At 63.9% G+C, this 17887-nt stretch carries 15 protein-coding genes and 1 riboswitch; of the genes, 10 read left to right on the top strand and 5 right to left on the bottom strand.

Annotated features, from left to right (window positions below; genetic code table 11):
* Positions 1-37: 37 nt before the first annotated feature.
* Positions 38-2140 carry a 2-oxoglutarate dehydrogenase, E2 component, dihydrolipoamide succinyltransferase gene (gene sucB, locus VVR41_RS03900; RefSeq protein WP_368523672.1) on the bottom strand — a complete coding sequence of 701 codons (2103 nt, stop codon included), beginning with the start codon at positions 2138-2140 and terminating at the stop codon, positions 38-40.
* Between the two features lie 168 nt (positions 2141-2308).
* Here sucB and VVR41_RS03895 point away from each other — a divergent pair, with 168 nt between their 5' ends.
* Positions 2309-2710: an oxidoreductase gene (locus VVR41_RS03895; RefSeq protein ID WP_321101204.1), complete on the top strand. Its 402-nt coding sequence runs from the start codon at positions 2309-2311 to the stop codon at positions 2708-2710.
* Here the strand turns inward: VVR41_RS03895 and VVR41_RS03890 are convergent.
* Positions 2707-4251: a leucyl aminopeptidase gene (locus tag VVR41_RS03890; RefSeq protein ID WP_409338271.1), complete on the bottom strand. Its 1545-nt coding sequence runs from the start codon at positions 4249-4251 to the stop codon at positions 2707-2709. The two genes, VVR41_RS03895 and VVR41_RS03890, sit on opposite strands and share 4 nt — an antisense overlap.
* A gap of 78 nt (positions 4252-4329) precedes the next feature.
* On the opposite strand from VVR41_RS03890, the gene VVR41_RS03885 reads away from it, so the two are divergent.
* Entirely contained in the window at positions 4330-5436 is a 1107-nt protein-coding gene (locus tag VVR41_RS03885) for a branched-chain amino acid aminotransferase (protein WP_321101202.1), read from the top strand.
* A 38-nt stretch (positions 5437-5474) separates the two neighbouring features.
* Here VVR41_RS03885 and VVR41_RS03880 read toward each other — a convergent pair whose 3' ends face one another.
* The gene (locus VVR41_RS03880) at positions 5475-6467 is read right to left on the bottom strand and encodes a nicotinate-nucleotide--dimethylbenzimidazole phosphoribosyltransferase (protein ID WP_368523670.1); all 993 of its coding nucleotides are present in this window, start codon (positions 6465-6467) and stop codon (positions 5475-5477) included.
* Between the two features lie 6 nt (positions 6468-6473).
* Entirely contained in the window at positions 6474-7202 is a 729-nt protein-coding gene (locus VVR41_RS03875; RefSeq protein ID WP_409338270.1) for a DUF3043 domain-containing protein, read from the bottom strand.
* Between the two features lie 163 nt (positions 7203-7365).
* Here VVR41_RS03875 and VVR41_RS03870 point away from each other — a divergent pair, with 163 nt between their 5' ends.
* A complete protein-coding gene (locus VVR41_RS03870; RefSeq protein ID WP_321101197.1) occupies positions 7366-7710 on the top strand; it encodes an iron-sulfur cluster assembly accessory protein in 345 nt (114 codons plus the stop codon).
* A gap of 116 nt (positions 7711-7826) precedes the next feature.
* Here the strand turns inward: VVR41_RS03870 and asnB are convergent, their stop codons facing one another.
* Entirely contained in the window at positions 7827-9749 is a 1923-nt protein-coding gene (gene asnB, locus VVR41_RS03865; protein WP_368523708.1) for an asparagine synthase (glutamine-hydrolyzing), read from the bottom strand.
* A 432-nt stretch (positions 9750-10181) separates the two neighbouring features.
* Between asnB and VVR41_RS03860 the strand changes: the two genes are divergently transcribed.
* The 7 genes from VVR41_RS03860 (at position 10182) to VVR41_RS03830 (ending at position 17789) form a co-directional block, all read left to right on the top strand.
* Positions 10182-11276, top strand: coding sequence for a cytochrome c oxidase subunit II (locus VVR41_RS03860; RefSeq protein WP_368523668.1), 1095 nt, complete (start codon positions 10182-10184; stop codon positions 11274-11276).
* A gap of 18 nt (positions 11277-11294) precedes the next feature.
* Entirely contained in the window at positions 11295-11726 is a 432-nt protein-coding gene (locus VVR41_RS03855) for a cytochrome c oxidase subunit 4 (RefSeq protein ID WP_321103671.1), read from the top strand.
* Between the two features lie 439 nt (positions 11727-12165).
* The gene (locus VVR41_RS03850) at positions 12166-12786 is read left to right on the top strand and encodes a heme-copper oxidase subunit III (RefSeq protein WP_321102141.1); all 621 of its coding nucleotides are present in this window, start codon (positions 12166-12168) and stop codon (positions 12784-12786) included.
* A gap of 77 nt (positions 12787-12863) precedes the next feature.
* Positions 12864-13712, top strand: a complete 849-nt coding sequence (locus VVR41_RS03845) for a cytochrome c (protein WP_368523667.1) — start codon at positions 12864-12866, stop codon at positions 13710-13712.
* Positions 13709-14932, top strand: a complete 1224-nt coding sequence (locus VVR41_RS03840) for a ubiquinol-cytochrome c reductase iron-sulfur subunit (RefSeq protein ID WP_321102138.1) — start codon at positions 13709-13711, stop codon at positions 14930-14932. Before VVR41_RS03845 ends, VVR41_RS03840 begins: the two co-directional genes overlap by 4 nt.
* Positions 14932-16572, top strand: a complete 1641-nt coding sequence (locus VVR41_RS03835; RefSeq protein ID WP_368523666.1) for a cytochrome bc complex cytochrome b subunit — start codon at positions 14932-14934, stop codon at positions 16570-16572. The genes VVR41_RS03840 and VVR41_RS03835 overlap by 1 nt, the downstream gene beginning before the upstream one ends.
* A gap of 376 nt (positions 16573-16948) precedes the next feature.
* Positions 16949-17148, top strand: a riboswitch (cyclic di-AMP (ydaO/yuaA leader).
* Positions 17149-17159: 11 nt separating this feature from the next.
* A complete protein-coding gene (locus VVR41_RS03830) occupies positions 17160-17789 on the top strand; it encodes a C40 family peptidase (protein ID WP_321100883.1) in 630 nt (209 codons plus the stop codon).
* The last annotated feature ends 98 nt before the right edge of the window (positions 17790-17887 follow it).

The following is a 17887-nucleotide window of genomic DNA, read 5'->3' as shown; positions in this document are numbered from 1 at the left end:
CTACACCCGCTGAGGTGTCGTCAGGATCTACAGGGGACTAGATGTCGAGGTCTGCCTCGAAGTCGCCCTTCTCGATGCGGTCCTTGATCGTGGTGATGAAGCGACCTGCATCCGCACCGTCGACCAGCTGGTGGTCGTAGGTGAACGGCAGGTAGCACATCTGGCGGATCGCGATGGAATCGATTCCGTCCTCGGTCACGATGACCGGGCGCTTCTCGATGGCCGCGGTACCCAGGATGCCGGCCTGCGGCGGGGTGAGGATCGGGGTATCGATCAGTGCACCGGCGGAACCGATGTTGGTCACCGTGAAGGTCGCACCGGAGATGTCGTCCGGGCGCAGCTTGCGGTTGCGGGCGCGCTCGGCCAAGTCAGAGACAGCCTTGGCGATCTCGGCGAGGTTGAGCTCCTGGACCTTCTTGATCACCGGCACGAGCAGGCCGTGCGGCGTGTCCACGGCGATGCCGATGTTGACGTCCTCGTGGTAGGTGATCTCCTTGGTCTGCGCGTCGTAGGACGCGTTGACGTTCGGGTGAGACACGAGCGCCTCTGCAGCGGCCTTGATGAAGAACGCGAGGAAGGTGATGTTGACCTCGTGCTTAGCCTGGAACTTCGGCTTCGCCTTCTTGCGCAGCTCGGCGATGCGGGTGACATCGACTTCCTGCACGTGGGTCAGCTGCGCGGTGGTGCGCAGGGACTCCACCATCGTCGCAGCGGTGATCTCGCGGATGCGGGAGACCTTCTTGGTGGTGCCGATGAGCTCCTGCTTGGCCGGGTCGACAGCCTTGGTCGACCAGCGCGAGCGGGAGTCCTGCGGCGCGCTGTCAGCCGAGCCCTGGGCGCTGCCGCCCTCAGCCGCGGCGAGGACGTCCTGCTTGCGGATGCGGCCGCCGACGCCGGTGCCCTCGACGGTGGACAGGTCCACGTCGTGCTTCTCGGCGAGCTTGCGCACGAGCGGGGTGACGTAGGGGACCTTGTCGCCCGAGTTAGCGGACTTCTTCTCCGGCATCTTCTCGGTCTTCTTCGGCTCCTCAGCCTTCTTCTCAGACTTGGCTTCGGTCTTGTCCTCGGTCTTCTCCTCGGACTTCGCCGGAGCTGCTTCTTCAGCCTCATCAGCGTCGTCTGCCTCGTCAGCGTCTGTGGCGGCCTCGGCATCGCCGATGCGGGCGATGACCTCGCCGACCTCGACGGTGTCGTCTTCCTCAGCGAGGATCTCGAGCAGCGTGCCCTCGACCGGGGAAGGGATCTCGGTGTCGACCTTGTCGGTGGAGACCTCGAGCAGCGGCTCGTCGACCTCGACCATGTCGCCGACAGACTTCAGCCAGGTGGTGATGGTGCCCTCGGAGACGGATTCACCAAGCTCGGGCATCTGGACGTCGGTGGACTCACCGGAGCCCTTCTTGTTGGCGGAGGAGGACTTCTCCTCGGACTTCTTCGGGGCGTCCTCGGGGTTGGTGCCTTCGCCCTTGGCGGAGTTGTCCTCGGTGACCTCTTCGTCGGCGTCGGCGACGCTGTCCTCGGAATCGCCGGATCCTGCTGCGTCCGGGTCGCCAACGCGGGCGATGACCTCACCAACCTCGACGGTGTCGTCTTCCTCAGCGAGGATCTCAACGAGGGTTCCGGCGACCGGCGACGGAATCTCGGTGTCGACCTTGTCGGTGGAGACCTCGAGCAGCGGCTCGTCGACCTCGACGGTGTCGCCGACGGACTTCAGCCAGGTGGTGATGGTGCCCTCGGTGACGGACTCACCGAGCTCGGGCATCTCAACGTCGGTTGCGGAGCCGGAGGACTTCTTCGCGGACGACTTCTCGTCCTTGGACTCAGCCTTAGCCTCGTCCTTCTCAGCCTCGTCGTCTTTGTCGTCCTCGTCAGCGTCGTCAGAGCTGTCGTAACCTGCGGACTCGCCCTCCTCGCCAATAATGGCGATGACCTGGCCGACGTCGACGGTGTCGTCTTCTTCAGCCTTGATCTCGAGGAGCACGCCAGACACCGGCGACGGAACTTCCGTGTCGACCTTGTCGGTGGACACCTCGAGCAGCGGCTCGTCAGCCTCGACGGTGTCGCCGACTGACTTCAGCCACGTGGTGATGGTGCCTTCAGTGACTGATTCGCCCAACTCGGGCATCTCTACAGAGTGAGCCATGTTTTTCCTGTCTCCTCGGGGGGTTGTGTGAAGCGGAATATACAAAGCCCAATCGTACATTCCCACCGCAACTCGTCGCACACGCTGGGAGGGTGTAAGGACAAAACACCACGGCGCACCCCCTAGATGTGTGTGAGTCGGCTGCTTTTCGCCCTTAAGATGAGGAGCGTGTTCAATCTATTCGGCCGCCGCAGCTCATCGTCGCAGTCCTCGCTGAAACCTCCTCGCGCGCCGGGCAACACTATCCGCGCCGCAGACGCCGAATACCTGAAACAGTGGGTTCACGGCAGGCGGTTCGTGGAGGGTTTCGTCGAGCCGGAAACCGTGGTCAACGAGATGTCTGTTGTCCTCGTTGACGAGACAGGGGAGTTTACTCGCCGCCGCATCGGCGGGCCCAAGGGAATCGACGCCGTTGCGAAACTGCTGGGCATCGCGCTTTACGACGTCGAGGAGACCGGCTACCCCGACCGCATGCGTAAGCGCATGGAACAGGACCGGGTGCTGCGTAAAAGAGAAGAGCAGCGCAAGCGCCGCGCCCGCTTCGAGCGCGGCGAGAATCCTTACTCCTAGCGGGTGGCCAGTTCCGTCAGCGTCTCCACGATGGTGCGCACCGGAGCGCCGGTGGCGCGCTTGGGGGTGTAGCCCCACGGGCTCGAGCCGTTCCACGCCGGACCAGCGACGTCGAGATGCACCCACTGGGTGTCATCTGCGATGAAGCGCGACAGGTACAACCCGGCGAAGACCATTCCGCCCATGCGTGAGTTGTGCACGTTGCGGATGTCGGCCACAGGGGAGGACAGCTCCTTTTCCTGCTCCTCGAGCAGCGGCATCGCCCAGGCGTTCTCACCGACGCTGCGGCCGATCTCTGCGACGCGGTCGCGGAACTCGTCGGAGCCCATCACGCCTGCGGTGCGGGTGCCCAGAGCGACCAGTTGCGCGCCGGTGAGCGTGGCGGTCTCGATGAGGTAGTCGGGGTTGTCCTCGCTGGCGCGCGCGAGGGCGTCGGCAAGCACGAGGCGGCCCTCGGCGTCGGTGTTGAGGATCTCGGAGGTGATCCCGCCGTAGTGCGTGATTACATCACCCGGATGAGTCGCGCTGCCGGAGGGCATGTTCTCCGCCAACGGCACCCAAGCCTCAATGTGCGCCGGTGTGTCGAGCCGTGCCGCTGCGCTCATCGCGGCGACGACGGCCGCGGAGCCACCCATGTCAGAAATCATGTCCTCCATGTTGGGCGCTGGCTTGAGCGAGATACCGCCGGTGTCGAAGGTGATGCCCTTGCCCACCAGCGCGATCGATGTGGTGGCGTTTTCCGGCTTCCACGTCAGGTGAACGAGTCGCGGCGGGCGCACCGAGCCCTTACCGACGGCGAGGATGCCGCCAAATCCCTGCGCCTCTAACTCGGCTTCATCAAACACCTCCACCTCGAATCCCGACTGCTCTGCGATCTCGCGGATCACCGTGGCGTAGGACTCTGGGTACAGGATATTGGCCGGGGTGTTGACCAGATCGCGGGCCAGGGCGGTGGACTCCGCCACGATGAGAGCGCGTTCGAACTCGTCGCGCGCGGCGTCGGAGCCGACGACAGTGACCGTGACCGCATCTGGTGTCGCGGAGTCTGCGTCGCCCTCGGCGCCACCCGCAGTGTCGGACCCGGACCCCTTCAACCCGGAGTAGGCGTAGCCGCCGAGCACGAGGCCCTCGACAATCGGGCGCACACCGAACTCGGTAGTAATTGTCGCCTGGGCGACTCCGTTGAGCTTGCGGGCGAGCACGCCCGCCGCGCGGCGCACCGCCTCGGCGTCGATGTCGTCGGTGTCGCCGAGGCCGAACGCGATGGTGAGGGTGCCGTCGCGAAGCACGCGCGTGATCTCTCCGTGCTTGCCGGTCGCGCCCAGCGCCTTCAGATCGGAAAGAAGGCTATCTGTGCCAAGCGCGGTGACGGGGATTTCGAGGCTGTCCTCACCGCGGGCAACGGGGACAAGCAACGCGCCGGTTTGCGCCGGAACCGACGTCGCAAACGCGAGCTCGAGGATGGAACCGCGGGCGGGAAGGGAGAGAGTGAAGTTTGGGGCTCTCACAGTGATGCAACGCACCTTTCGTCTCGGAGGCATAACTGGGTTCCACGCTACCGTTTGCAACGGGACGAAGGTCACAAATAAGCAGAGATGTTGTGCGGGTAAGGTGTACCCATGGCAACCCTTTCATTCACAGTTAAAGACCACCCCTCACCGAAGTCCCGTGAAGAGCGCGAGGCAATCCTCGCCAACCCGGCATTCGGCAAGAAGTTCACTGACCACATGGTCTCCATCGAATGGACGGAGGAAGACGGCTGGCACGACGCGCAGGTGCGTCCCTACGAAGCGATCACCCTCGATCCTTCGTCGAACGTCCTGCACTACGGCCAGGCAATCTTCGAGGGCCTGAAGGCCTACCGCCACGAGGACGGCTCGATCACCACCTTCCGCCCCGAGCAGAACGCTCGCCGCATGCAGCACTCGGCACGCCGCATCGCCATGCCCGAGCTGCCGGAAGACCTGTTCATCGAGGCACTGCGCCAGCTTGTCAGCGTCGACCGTGACTGGGTCCCCGCAGCCGGCGGCGAAGCCTCCCTCTACCTGCGCCCGTTCATGATCGGCACCGAAAACACCCTCGGTGTCAAGCCCTCGAGCTCGTACACCTTCTACGTCATCGCCTCGCCCGCAGGCCCCTACTTCGCCGGCGGCGTGAACCCCGTCAGCGTGTGGATCTCCGAAGACTACGTGCGCGCCTCGCCAGGCGGCACCGGCGACGCAAAGTTCGCGGGCAACTACGCTGCCTCTCTGCTCGCGCAGGCTCAGGCGCAGGAGAAGGGCTGCGACCAGGTTGTGTGGCTCGACGCCATTGAGCGCACCTACATCGAGGAAATGGGCGGCATGAACCTCATGTTCGTCGAGGGCTCCGGCGACGACGCCAAGATCATCACACCGGCACTGTCCGGTTCCTTGCTCGCCGGCATCACCCGTGCCTCCCTGCTCCAGGTTGCACGCGACCTCGGCTACGAGACCGAGGAGCGCCGCATCACGGTTGCGGAGTGGCGCGAGGGCGCGGAATCCGGCCGCATCACCGAGACACTCGCCTGCGGCACCGCCGCCGTGCTCACCCCCGTGGGCAGGGTGCTGAGCAACTCCGGTGAGTTCACCGTCAACAACAACGAGTCCGGTGAGATCACCATGCGCCTGCGCGATGCCTTGACCGGCATTCAGCAGGGTCGCGTCGCCGACACCCACGGGTGGAACACCACCCTCGTCGAGGCGTAAGAGCCGAACCGAACCCGACCTCGCCTCGGGGCGCGTGCTTAGTGCGCGTCGCCTCGGGCGAGGTCGATTTCGTCGCCGACCATCTCGGCTGCTGCGTTGAGCAGCGGCAATGCGAGTAGTCCGCCCGTGCCCTGGCCGGTTGAGACGTCAAGTGCGAGCAGCGGGGTGAGGTCGAGGGCTGTCAGGCACACCGCGTGGGCCGGTTCTGCTCCCAATTGCGCGGCGTACAGCCACCCCCGTGTGCCTGGGGCGAGACGCTCAGCCACGTACGCGGCGAGGGTGGCGTAGGCGCCGTCGAGAAGCGCGGGCGTGCGGCGTACCGCCGCCTGGGCGATCAGGCCGACCAGCGCAACGAAATCGGGTGAAGAAATCGCGGCAAGGACGCGGGGCACATCCTCGCGGAAATCGCGCACGCGGAACATGGCGTCGCGCACCGCGGCGACCTTGACCTTCCAGACCTCGTCATTGATTCCGCTGCCGCGCCCGACGGCGACGACCGGCTCGGTGCGTGTGAACACGCCGAACACCGTGGCGGCGACGGTCGTGTTGCCCACTCCGATGTCACCCGGGATGAGCAGGTCGGTACCCGCGTCCACTTCCTGGTCCGCGATGTCGCGGCCGCGCTGAAGAGCGGAGTCGAACTCTGCCGCACTCATCGCGTCGGTGACATCGATGGCGCCGGTGGGGGAGTCCAGCCAGTCGTCGATAAGCCTGACGCTGCAGTTGGCAGCGCGCGCGGCAACGTTGACGGGACCGCCGCCGGCCGCTATCTCGCGCACGTGCACAGTGGTCGCCTCCGGCGTAAACGCGGAGATTCCGCGCGCGGCAATGCCGTGGTTACCGGCAACAACGATCGCGCGCGGGCGGTCGAACGGGGCGGGGCGAAGCGAGCCCTGGCACGCGGCGATCCACGCGCCGAGGTGCCCTAAACGGCCGAACGATCGGCCGCGTGCAGAGCCGGACAACACAGACTCCACCTGCGCCCGGAGGGCGGCATCGGGGAGATCGACCGGGGCAAAGAGCTCCGCCATGGCGCGCTACACCTTGTCGCCGACAGCGACGCGTGGCTTGGGGGAGCGCCACTTGCGCGGCTGGCTTGCGCGCGAAAATGCGTACATGCCCAGTCCGAAGCCGGTGTCGGTGGTGTCGGGGAAGCGCTCGCGCACAGCCGTGTTGGCGCGCTTGCCAATCAGGACGGCCTCCGCGAACACGGCCACGATGAACACCATCGACAGCAAGGACATGAACGCGGACAGCTGCGGCACGAACGAGCCGAGGAACCAGATGAGCAGCATCACCAACGCCGCGAACATGACGTAGTTGTTGAGGAACCGACGGGCGTCGACCCAGTCACGCACGAAACGGCGGACCTCGCCCTTGTCGCGGTCGAGGACGAACCTGTCGTCACCGGCGTCGATACGCGCCTGGATCTCCTTGTTGGAGCGGCGAGCCTCCTCGCGCTGGGCGCGCTTGTGCTCTTTCCACTCAGCCTTGCTCATCGATTTCTTGAGCTCTTTGTCGCGCTGGCGGCGCTGGGCTGGGGTGAGCGCGTCAGGGTCGCGGATAACGCCGCGCTTGATCTCCTGCTCCTGGCGCTTGGGTGTGGGGCGACCTTTTGGCGGCGTGTAGCCTTTGGGCAGCGCGCGCTCGGCACCGGATTCGCGGGCGGCGCCGCCGTGCGCAGACTCGGGGGCGGACGTGTCGCCGAGATCGACCTTGGTCGAACCGGAGGCGGGTGCTTCTGATTTCTGCCACGGAAGTTTCACGCCCATTAGGCTACCGGCCCTCACAGACACGTGGGAATACGGGTCGTGGCGGGAGCGTTGGAACGAACAACGCGATCAGATAGAACCCGCCCAAGTGAGCGGGGGTACTCTGGGGCGCGTATTACACACTCTCTGAGTACTTCAATGAGAACAAGGAGTTTTCATGACAGCACCGACCTCCGCAACCGGCGTCACCCTGACTGATGCCGCAGCCGCCAAGGCGAAGGCTCTTCTGGACCAGGAGGGCGCGACCAACCTGTCTCTGCGCATTGCCGTGCAGCCGGGCGGGTGCGCTGGACTGCGCTACCAGCTCTACTTCGACGACCGCGAGCTGGACGGCGACAAGGCTGACGAGGTCGGCGGTGTGCGCCTCGTGGTGGACAAGATGAGCGTCCCGTACCTCTCGGGCGCGACGATCGATTTCGCTGACACCATCGAGCAACAGGGTTTCACCATCGACAACCCCAACGCCGGCGGTTCCTGCGCCTGCGGCGACTCCTTCAACTAAGCAGAGTCCGCCTCGGCGCGGGACGCTTCCCCGTCGAACTGGCGCTACGCCTCAACACAACTGCCCCGTCCGTAATGCGGACGGGGCAGCTTTTGTGAGCGCAATACCTGGCCGCGCTAGAGCTTGACCGGGTAGTCGCGCTTCTCGATGCGAGGATCGATGCGGTTCTCCACAAAAATGCCGTGCCACACCATGAATGCCAGCACAGTCCACAGTCGGCGCGAGTGGTCGCTGACGCCGTCGCGATGCTCCTTGAGCATCTCGAGGACCTGCGGTTTGTTGAAGATGTCCTCGGTTTGGGACTCGTTGATCGTGTCTTGCGCCCACCCGAACAGCTCTTCGCCGGCCAGCCAGTGGCGCATCGGCACCGGGAAGCCCAGCTTCTTGCGGTTGAGGACGTGCGCCGGAACAATCTGCTCCATCGCCTTGCGCAGCGCGTACTTGGTGGTGCCGTTGGCGATCTTCAGCTCGGTCGGCACCGTCTGGGCGACGTCGAAGACGACCTTGTCCAGGAACGGAACGCGCAGCTCGAGGGAGTTCGCCATGTTCATCTTGTCGGCCTTGACCAGGATGTCGCCGCGCATCCAGGTGAACAGGTCGAGGTTCTGCATGCGCGCGACCGGGTCCATGTCGGTCGATGCCGCGTAGATCGGCGCGGTGACCTCGCGGTGGTCCCACTCCGGCTTTGCCCAGGGCAACACGCGCTGCAGCTGGGAGTAGTTGAAAGAGCGCGCGTTGCCGTAGTAGCGCTCTTCCATCGGGGTGGTGCCGCGCTCGAGCAGGCTCTTGCCCTTCATGCCGTCGGGAAGCACACGGCTCAGGCGGTTGAGGCCCTTCGCGAGCGGGGCGGGCAGCTTTTCGAAGGGCGCAAGCGAGAGCGGCTCCTTATAAATGGTGTAGCCGCCGAACAGCTCGTCCGCGCCTTCACCTGAAAGAACGACCTTGACGTGCTTGCGTGCCTCCTGCGCGACGAAGTAGAGCGGCACCAGTGACGGGTCGGCGACGGGGTCGTCGAGGTACCACATGATCTTCGGGATGGCGTCGGCGTACTCCTCGGGGGAGACGATCTTGACGATGTGCTCGACACCAATCGCGGCGGCGGATTCCGCGGCGACATCGACCTCGGAGTAGCCCTCGCGCTCGAAACCAGTAGTAAAGGTAAGAAGGTCAGGGTTGTGGCGCTTGGCCAAAGCCGCGATCGCGGTGGAGTCGATTCCGCCAGAGAGGAACGACCCGACGGTGACGTCAGCACGCATGTGCTTTTCGACGGAATCCTCGAGCGCCCGGGCAATACGGTCGAAAAGTTCCTGCTCGTTTCCTTTAGTGATCGTCGCCGGGGTGAAGTGCGGGCGGAAGTAGCGCTCGGAGACGACCTCACCGCCGGGGGAGAGGGTGACGGTGGAGCCCGACTCGACGCGGCGGATCTGTGCGTGGAGGCTCTCCGGCTCCGGCACGTACTGCAGGTCTACGTAGTGCTCGATTGCGCGACGGTCAAGGTCCAGGCCCAGACCGATAGCCTCAGCCATCTCGAGGATCGACTTCTTCTCGGACGCAAAGACGGTCCCTGCTTCAGTGGTGGCGTAGTAGAGGGGCTTGATGCCGAACTGGTCGCGGGCCGCGAACATCGTGCGGGTCTCGGTGTCCCAAATGACGAAGCCGAACATGCCTCGCAGGTGGTTGACCACGTCAGTACCCCAGTGGTGGTAGCCCACGAGGATCGGCTCGCCGTCGCCCTCCGTGTTGAAGGAGTATCCAGCTGCGGAGAGTTCGTCGCGCAGTTCGAGGTAGTTGTAGATCTCGCCGTTGAACGTCAGTGCGTAGCGTTGCGGATTCTCGGCGGGTCCCCAGCGCAGCGGCTGGTGGGAGTGTTCAATGTCGATAATCGCCAGACGGTTGAAACCGAAAACGGCGTCATCGTCGTTCCAGGTGCCTGCCGCGTCCGGGCCGCGGTGGTACATGCAGTGCAGCGCACCTTCCACAGCTGAGACGTACTCCTGGCCGTTGCCGCGGGCCGAAAGCATGGCGAGAAGACCGCACATGTAGAAAACCTCTCCGTTATTAAAGGACGCACCGCGCCCGTCGGGGGCGCGCACGAAGTGTCCCCTCAACAATAGAGACGCAGCGCCCGCAGCCGGTAACCGCGACACCGCGTGGCGAGCTCGGGTTGCGCGCCGATTCGGCGTCCACCTTTAGCCCGTCCCCGAAAGGGGGCCAACTTATGGATGATGGCTTCGGGAAAGGTATGTGACCCTTGTTACTTGGGGGCCGGTCGTGCGTCATAAACCCCAGCATGACCGCGGTGCACGGTGGTCTGTTCGGCTGTCCGGCGGGCGTCGTGAAGCGGGCTCTCAGCGCCGCTTCCGGGAATTCCGAAGGAGGCTGCGCCATGTTCTATCCTGACTGGGTAGCGATATGTGTCCCTGACTGGGGCAGATCGATAGTTTTTAGTGTGGACAGGAAGGCAGACACACGTGGATAAGGTTACGAACCGCAGCTTTGCCAAGAAGGCCGGCGTTGCGGGCGCGCTGCTCCTCGGCGGCCTCGGCCTCGCTGGTTGTGAGGTTGCTCCGCCCGAGGCGCTCTCCAGGGTTTTGGACATGGGTTGGCCGGATCCGGTCACCCCTGAGGGTGCTCAGATGTACAACTTCTGGGTCTGGGTCTGGCTCGCCGCCTGGATTATCGGCATCATCATGTGGGGCCTGTTCCTCGTCGCGGTCTTCAAGTGGAACCGCAAGGCGCAGTCCAAGCGGACGAACGACGAGTTCCCGAAGCAGCTGCAGTACAACGTGCCGCTCGAGCTAGTGCTGACGATCGTCCCGATCGTTATCGTCTTCGTCCTGTTCTTCTTCACCGTCCAGGTGCAGACCGCCGTCACCGCACGCGACAAGGACCCCGAGGTCACCGTCGACGTCACGGCGTTCCAGTGGAACTGGAAGTTCGGCTACGCCCAGATCGGCGCGGACCTGTCTCCGACCGGCCAGCCCTACAATGGAATCGACGCCGAGCGTCAGGCCGCTGCGGAGGAGACCAAGTACGACCCCGAGGGTATGAAGAATGCCAACCCGATTCACGGCATGTCCCAGGGCGACATGTCCTACCTGAACTTCAACCGCATCGAGACCCTCGGTACGACCGACGAGGTTCCGGTCCTGGTCCTGCCGACCGATACCCCGATCGAGTTCCGTCTCGCGTCCGCTGACGTGAGCCACGCCTTCTGGGTTCCCGAGTTCCTGTTCAAGCGTGACGCTTACGCCCACCCCGAAGCCAACCAGCAGGAGCGCGCTTTCCAGATCGAGCGAATCGAGCGCGAGGGCGCCTTCGTCGGCCGTTGCGCTGAGATGTGCGGCACCTACCACGCCATGATGAACTTCGAGATCCGCGCTGTGTCACCGGAGGCGTTCCGCGACTACATCGCGTTCCGCGAGCAGAACCCGATGGCCACCAACGCCGAGGCCCTCTCCGCTATTGGCGAGGCTCCGTACGCGACCTCGACCAACCCGTTCAACTCGAGCCGCACCGGCACCCGGGACGGCGGCAACTTCCAAGACCCGAACGCGAACGCATAAGAAAGAGAGACACGGACAATGGGAACCGGATCAAAGGTCTTCTACGCCATTGGCACCTTCCTTCTCTTGATGGGTGTCTTCTACATCCTCGCCACCATGTGGGTCGGCGACGACGCGTACCTGTTCGGGGTTGAGTGGGTCGGCGCCGTCGGCCTCGTGCTCGCCACAGCACTGGCGTTCATGATGGCGGTCTACCTCGACTTCACCGAGCGTCGCATGGACATCGTCCCGGAGGACTGGGAGGAAGCAGAGATTGAGGACGGCGCTGGCGTCCTCGGCTTCTTCTCCCCGCACTCCATCTGGCCGCTGGCCATGTCCGGCGCAGTGTTCTTCCTCGGACTCGGGATCGCCTTCTGGCAGCTGTGGCTCGTGGCCATCGGCGCGGTCCTGCTCGTGTGGACCACCACGCAGCTGAGCCTGCAGTACGGTATCCCGCGAGAGAAGCACTAAAGCTCCGTACCGGCGGCTGCCTTCCGCCCGACGCGGGCCACTCGGCCCTGGACGACCCTCTCCCATGGTGGGAGAGGGTCTTTTACGTGCGCGGCGCACGGCGGGGGAGGGGTCATCCGAAAGTTTGTTGAGCCTGGGTCTCTCCGTGGGGAAAGTGTGAATCTGCTCACAGTCGGGAACTGAATCTTTTGGGATAGAGCGGTGGCGAAGCGGGCTAGAGACGGGGCAAATCGTTCGACGTTTCGCGCCGTGCCGAGAGGCTGCGCCGTGACCTGCGCGGATGTGCGTCGTAAAGCGTGCGCAAAAGTTCCCCCTGAGTGCGAGAAAATTTGCTTCACCGCGCATTCGGGACAAAGTGGCAGGTTGGACACGTGCTCTCAGCAAAATATCGGGGGTAAGTGAGATGACTTTCAGGCGGAAAACGGCGATACTGACACACGTGACGACCGCAATTCAAAACCAAGGTATGGCGACGCCGCAAGGCCGTGTCCCAGTGCTGAACCGACCCAACATGGTCAGCGTGGGCACGATTGCGTTCCTCGCCCAAGAGTTGATGTTCTTTGCCGGCTTGTTCGCGATGTACTTCACCTCGCGCGCAAACGGTATGACCGCAGGGGACTGGGAGCACCAGACCGAGCACCTTAATGTGCTGTTCGGCCTGATTATCACCGTCGTCCTCATCGCCTCATCTGTGACTTCGCAGATGGGCGTCTTCGCGGCGGAAAGGGGTGACGTTTTCGGACTCCGCAAGTGGTTTACCGTGACCATCCTCCTCGGCGTGATCTTCCTGGGCCTCGTTGCCTTCGAGTGGACCGAGATGGTGCTGCACGGTGTGACCCCGCAGGCTAGCGTGTACGGCTCGATGTTCTACATCATCACCGGGTTCCACATGGCCCACGTGACCGCCGGCATCCTCGCCTTCGTGGTCATCTTGCTCCGTATCTCCAAGTCGAAGTTCACCCCCGCCCAGGCGACCGCCGCAATGGCGACGTCCTACTACTGGCACTTCGTCGACGTTATTTGGGTCGGCGTGTTCATCACCCTCTACCTCGTTCAGTAGGTACTGCCGCCGAAAGGCGGTACGTGATGCACTAGCAGTCTTTCGAATACCTCTCAATAGTCGATAAAGGGAAAATGATGGAAAACACCCCAAAGAAGACGCGGAGCCGCCGCAAGATGCGGCGCACCGTCGCCGGTGCTGCCGCACTGACCTTTGGCCTGACCGGTGCGGGCGTGCTCGCGACCGCTCTCGCGCCGAACGCTCAGGTTGCCACCGCACAGCGCGATGAGCAGGCAATGATCCAGGAGGGTAAGGACCTCTACGACGTCGCCTGCATCACCTGCCACGGCGCGAACCTGCAGGGCGTCGAAGGCCGCGGTCCCTCCCTGATCGGTACCGGCGAAGGCGCCGTGTACTTCCAGGTCAACTCCGGCCGTATGCCGATGATGTCCAACGACGCTCAGGCTGAGCGTAAGAAGCCGCGCTACACCGAGTCCCAGGCGCTCGCCATGGCCGCCTACGTCGCCGCCAACGGCGGTGGCCCGGGCCTGGTCTACAACGAGGACGGCACGCTCGCCATGGAGTCGCTGCGCGGCACCAACTACAACGGCCAGATTCAGGCCGGCGACGTCGCCCGCGGTGGCGAACTGTTCCGTCTGAACTGCGCTTCCTGCCACAACTTCACTGGTCGCGGCGGCGCGCTGTCCTCCGGTAAGTACGCACCGCCGCTCGATCCCGCCAACGAGCAGGAGATCTACCAGGCGATGCTGACCGGCCCGCAGAACATGCCGAAGTTCTCCGACCGCCAGCTCACCGCTGACGAGAAGAAGGACATCATCGCCTTCATCAAGTCCTCCAAGGAGACCCCGAGCCCGGCTGGCTACGCGCTCGGCGGCCTCGGCCCTGTGTCTGAAGGTATCGCCATGTGGGTCATCGGCGTCTCTCTCGTCGCTGCCGCTGCTATCTGGATTGGATCGCGCTCATGAGCAATGAAGTGAACAAGAACTACACCGAGGCGGAGCTCTCGAAGCTCAACAATGCCGAGCTCGCGGCTCTGGGCACCGAGCTTGACGACGTCACCGTTGCCTACCGCAAGGAACGCTTCCCAGTCGAGGGCGACCCGAGCGAGCGCTCCGCCGCCCGCAACATCAACACCTGGCTCATTATCTCCGTGGTCATGGGCCTCGCATTCCTCGCGGTTTATCTGTTCTGGCCGTGGGAGCCGCGCTTCCACGGTGACGAGGGGCTGTGGCTCTACACCGCCTACACCCCGTTGCTCGGCCTGACCTCGCTGCTGGCGCTCGCTTCCCTCGGAATCGCGATCATCCAGTACGTGAAGAAGTTCGTGCCCGAGGAGATCTCGGTGCAGCGCCGCCACGACGGCCGCTCCAGCGAGCTCGACCGCCGCACGACCACGGCCCTGCTTAACGACGCCTGGGAGACCTCGACCTTCGGCCGTCGCAAAGCAATGCAGGGTCTGCTCGGTGCAGCTGGCCTCCTGACGGGTCTGATGATCATTGCGCCGCTCGGCGGCATGATCAAGAACCCGTGGCGCCCGCGCCACGAGCTTAACTACTTCGGCGACGGCACCCTGTGGACCCACGGCTGGACCCTCGCGGATCAAGGCGTCAAGGTCTACCTCGGCCGCGACACCGGTGCGATCGCCGAGCTGCACGAGGGTGCAGCCGGTTCTCACTACACCACCGCCGGTGTCTCCCGCCTGGTGCGCATGCGCCCGGAGGATCTCGACGCCGCGTCCATGGAGACGGTGTTCCCGCTCTACCCGGACGACGTCAACGACGGCGCCGAGTACGATCCGACCCGCGACGTGTATGAGAACCACATGCACTCCATTCACGGGCCGCGCAACTCGGTCATGCTGATCCGCCTGCGTTCGGAGGACGCCCGCCGCGTCGTTGAGCGTGAAGGCCAGGAAGACTTCCACTACGGCGACTTCTACGCCTACTCGAAGATCTGCACCCACATCGGCTGCCCGACCTCTCTCTACGAGGCGCAGACCAACCGCATCCTCTGCCCGTGCCACCAGTCGCAGTTTGACGCGCTGCACTACGGCAAGCCGGTCTTCGGCCCCGCCGCCCGTGCACTGCCGCAGCTGCCTGTGACGATTGACGAAGACGGATACCTCGTTGCCAACGGGAACTTCATTGAGCCCGTGGGCCCTGCATTCTGGGAGCGTAAGTCCTAATGAGCACTAAACTCGCACAAGCCGCGGATAACGTTGATTCGCGCTACACGGTCTCGGGATTCCTTCGGCCCCAGCTGAACAAGGTCTTCCCGACGCACTGGTCGTTCATGCTCGGCGAGATGGCGCTGTACAGCTTCATCATCCTGCTGCTGACAGGCATCTACCTCGCCCTGTTCTTCGACCCCTCTATCACCAAGGTCATCTACGCCGGCGACTACCTGCCGCTCAACGGCGTCGAGATGTCGCGCGCTTACGCGACGGCACTCGATATCTCGTTCGGTGTGCGCGGCGGCCTGTTTGTCCGCCAGATGCACCACTGGGCCGCGCTGATGTTCATGATGGCGATGTTCGCCCACATGATGCGCATCTTCTTCACCGGCGCGTTCCGTCGCCCGCGTGAGGCGAACTGGGTCATCGGTGTCACCCTGATCCTGCTCGGCATGGCCGAGGGCTTCATGGGTTACTCCCTGCCGGACGACCTGCTCTCCGGCGTTGGCCTCCGCATTATGTCCGCCATTGTCGTTGGTCTGCCGATCATCGGCACCTGGATGCACTGGGCTATCTTCGGCGGCGACTTCCCGTCCGACCTGATGCTGGACCGCTTCTACATCCTGCACGTGCTGATCCTGCCGGGCATCATCCTGGCATTGGTCGCAGCACACCTCCTGCTCGTCTGGTTCCAGAAGCATACCCAGTTCCCGGGACCGGGACGCACCGAGAACAACGTTGTCGGCATCCGCATCATGCCGGTTTTCGCCATCAAGGCGATCGGCTTCATGTTCATCGTCTTCGGTGTTCTCGCAGGTATGGCCGGTCTGACCACCATCAACGCCATCTGGACGATCGGACCGTACAACCCGTCGCAGGTCTCCGCGGGTTCCCAGCCTGACATCTACATGCTGTGGACGGACGGTGCTGCCCGCGTCATGCCGGCGTGGGAGCTCTACCTGGGCAACTACACCATCCCGGGCGCGTTCTGGGTGGCCCTGCTCTGTGGCGCACTCGTGGCACTGCTGTTCGCCTACCCGTTCATCGAGAAGGCTGTCACCGGCGACGACGCCCACCACAACCTCCTGCAGCGTCCGCGCGACGTTCCGGTGCGCACCGGTATCGGCGTCATGGGCATCGTGTTCTTCCTGCTGCTGACCATCTCTGGCGGCAACGACCACATCGCGCACTTCTTCGAGATCTCCTTGAACGCGATGACGTGGTTCGGCCGCATCGGCCTGATCATCCTGCCGCCGCTGGCGTACTTCATCACCTACCGCATCTGCATTGGTCTGCAGCGCTCCGACCGCGAGGTCCTGGAGCACGGCATCGAGACCGGCGTGATCAAGAAGCTGCCGAACGGTGCCTTCGTTGAGGTCCACCAGCCGCTCGGACCGGTCGACGAGCACGGCCACCCGGTCCCGCTCGAGTACGCAGGCGCTCCGGTGCCGAAGCAGCTCAACCAGCTCGGCTACGCCGACTCCGAGACCATCGGCGCCTTCAAGTCCGCTGAGATCGGCGTCACGGAGCGTGTTCGGGATGCCAAGCAGCGCAACCACCACGACGAGATCGAGACGCTGCGTGCTCTCGAGCAGTCGAAGGACGCTACCGACCGCGACGCCACCTACGGCGATGGTCGCCCGCGCTACTAATATCTAGCGTCACCAATTGCGGTCTGAGACCCCCTCTCCGGAGGGGGTCTTTTCACGTCTGGGGACTGCGATCGCGGCCCAAAGATCTGCAATGTGACCAAGCGCACAGTGTTTGCTATATGTCGAGATTGCCGAAGGGGCGACTTCGTAAAACGGGAATCGCATACGGATAACGTTGCAGCTCAGCGGTGATTAACTCGTTATTTCAGGCGTCAACGTTGGGGAGACTTGGGCGCTGATTTCCTTCACTAATGCGCGCCACTGTTTGATTACAGGACGATAACGCGTGTCGGGTTGGACAATGTCTGTATCCATTTCGTAATCTTACCGAGACATTGCGGCAGCCAATGAGAAACAGCTGTCGGCAATTCGCACAAGAACATATGAGCCGAATCCGCGGCAGACCGACTTCATACCCTTTGAGGTCGACGCTGCGGAGCCGGGGACCCGCAGGGCCTAGGCCCGCCTGGGGTGAATGGATGTGAGGATGCCGCCAAGGAGCGGCACGGAGCAGTCCAAGGCTGATTCTCAAGCCCAACCCGACAGCTAACCCGGTAGGCATCAGAGATGATATGGAGACTCTTTTCGTGGCTAAGCACCGCCGTCAGACCAACAACGTTGCCCGTAACGTTGCCGCCGCAACCGCAGTTGCCGCCAGCGCCACCCTCATCGCCCCCGCAGCTGCGGGTGCCGTCGAGGTCCGGGTGCCCAACAGCCCCGCCTCCTTCGAAGTGCCGAACATTGAGAACGTCCCCGGCATCGCTAACGTCCCGGGTGTTACCCAGTGGATCCCGTCCCTGGCCGACGTCCAGGGTCAGCAGCAGGCTAACTACAACGCTGCAGGGGCAGTGGCACAGGTTGCCCCGCAGGTGACCAACGGCCAGCGCATTGTCGAGATCGCCCGCACCAAGATTGGCTCCCCGTACGTTTACGGCGCCGCTGGCCCGAACGCCTTCGACTGCTCCGGCTTCACCTCCTGGGTCTACTCCCAGGCTGGCAAGGCTATCCCGCGCACCTCCCAGGCCCAGGCCGGTGCCGGCCAGCGCGTGTCGCTTGACCAGCTGCAGGCCGGCGACATTGTCGCTTTCTACGGTGGCGCCTCCCACGTCGGCATCTACACCGGCAACGGCACCATCATCGACGCACTCAACAGCGGTGCCCCGGTTGCTGAGCGCCCCCTCAACATGATGCCGATTCACTCCGCAGTGCGTTTCTAAGCTGTCTGGATCCACTCCACCCACTTCACGCCTGACGGTGCGGGGTGGGTGTTGTCGTTGGTGTCCTACTCGGGGGGGCGACGACCTGCGGCGAAGCG

Origin of the sequence: Corynebacterium sp. LK2510 (assembly GCF_040946405.1) — a bacterium.
Taxonomy (GTDB): Bacteria; Actinomycetota; Actinomycetes; order Mycobacteriales; family Mycobacteriaceae; genus Corynebacterium.
Note: the sequence above shows the minus strand (reverse complement) of the source record. Positions and strands in the feature narration are given on the sequence as shown.

Coding starts and splice junctions, on each gene's coding strand:
- sucB (WP_368523672.1), bottom strand. CDS start 2,140: ATGGCTCACTCTGTAGAGATGCCCGAGTTGGGCGAATCAGTCACTGAA.
- VVR41_RS03890 (WP_409338271.1), bottom strand. CDS start 4,251: ATGCCTCCGAGACGAAAGGTGCGTTGCATCACTGTGAGAGCCCCAAAC.
- VVR41_RS03885 (WP_321101202.1), top strand. CDS start 4,330: ATGGCAACCCTTTCATTCACAGTTAAAGACCACCCCTCACCGAAGTCC.
- VVR41_RS03880 (WP_368523670.1), bottom strand. CDS start 6,467: ATGGCGGAGCTCTTTGCCCCGGTCGATCTCCCCGATGCCGCCCTCCGG.
- VVR41_RS03870 (WP_321101197.1), top strand. CDS start 7,366: ATGACAGCACCGACCTCCGCAACCGGCGTCACCCTGACTGATGCCGCA.
- asnB (WP_368523708.1), bottom strand. CDS start 9,749: ATGTGCGGTCTTCTCGCCATGCTTTCGGCCCGCGGCAACGGCCAGGAG.
- VVR41_RS03855 (WP_321103671.1), top strand. CDS start 11,295: ATGGGAACCGGATCAAAGGTCTTCTACGCCATTGGCACCTTCCTTCTC.
- VVR41_RS03845 (WP_368523667.1), top strand. CDS start 12,864: ATGGAAAACACCCCAAAGAAGACGCGGAGCCGCCGCAAGATGCGGCGC.
- VVR41_RS03840 (WP_321102138.1), top strand. CDS start 13,709: ATGAGCAATGAAGTGAACAAGAACTACACCGAGGCGGAGCTCTCGAAG.
- VVR41_RS03835 (WP_368523666.1), top strand. CDS start 14,932: ATGAGCACTAAACTCGCACAAGCCGCGGATAACGTTGATTCGCGCTAC.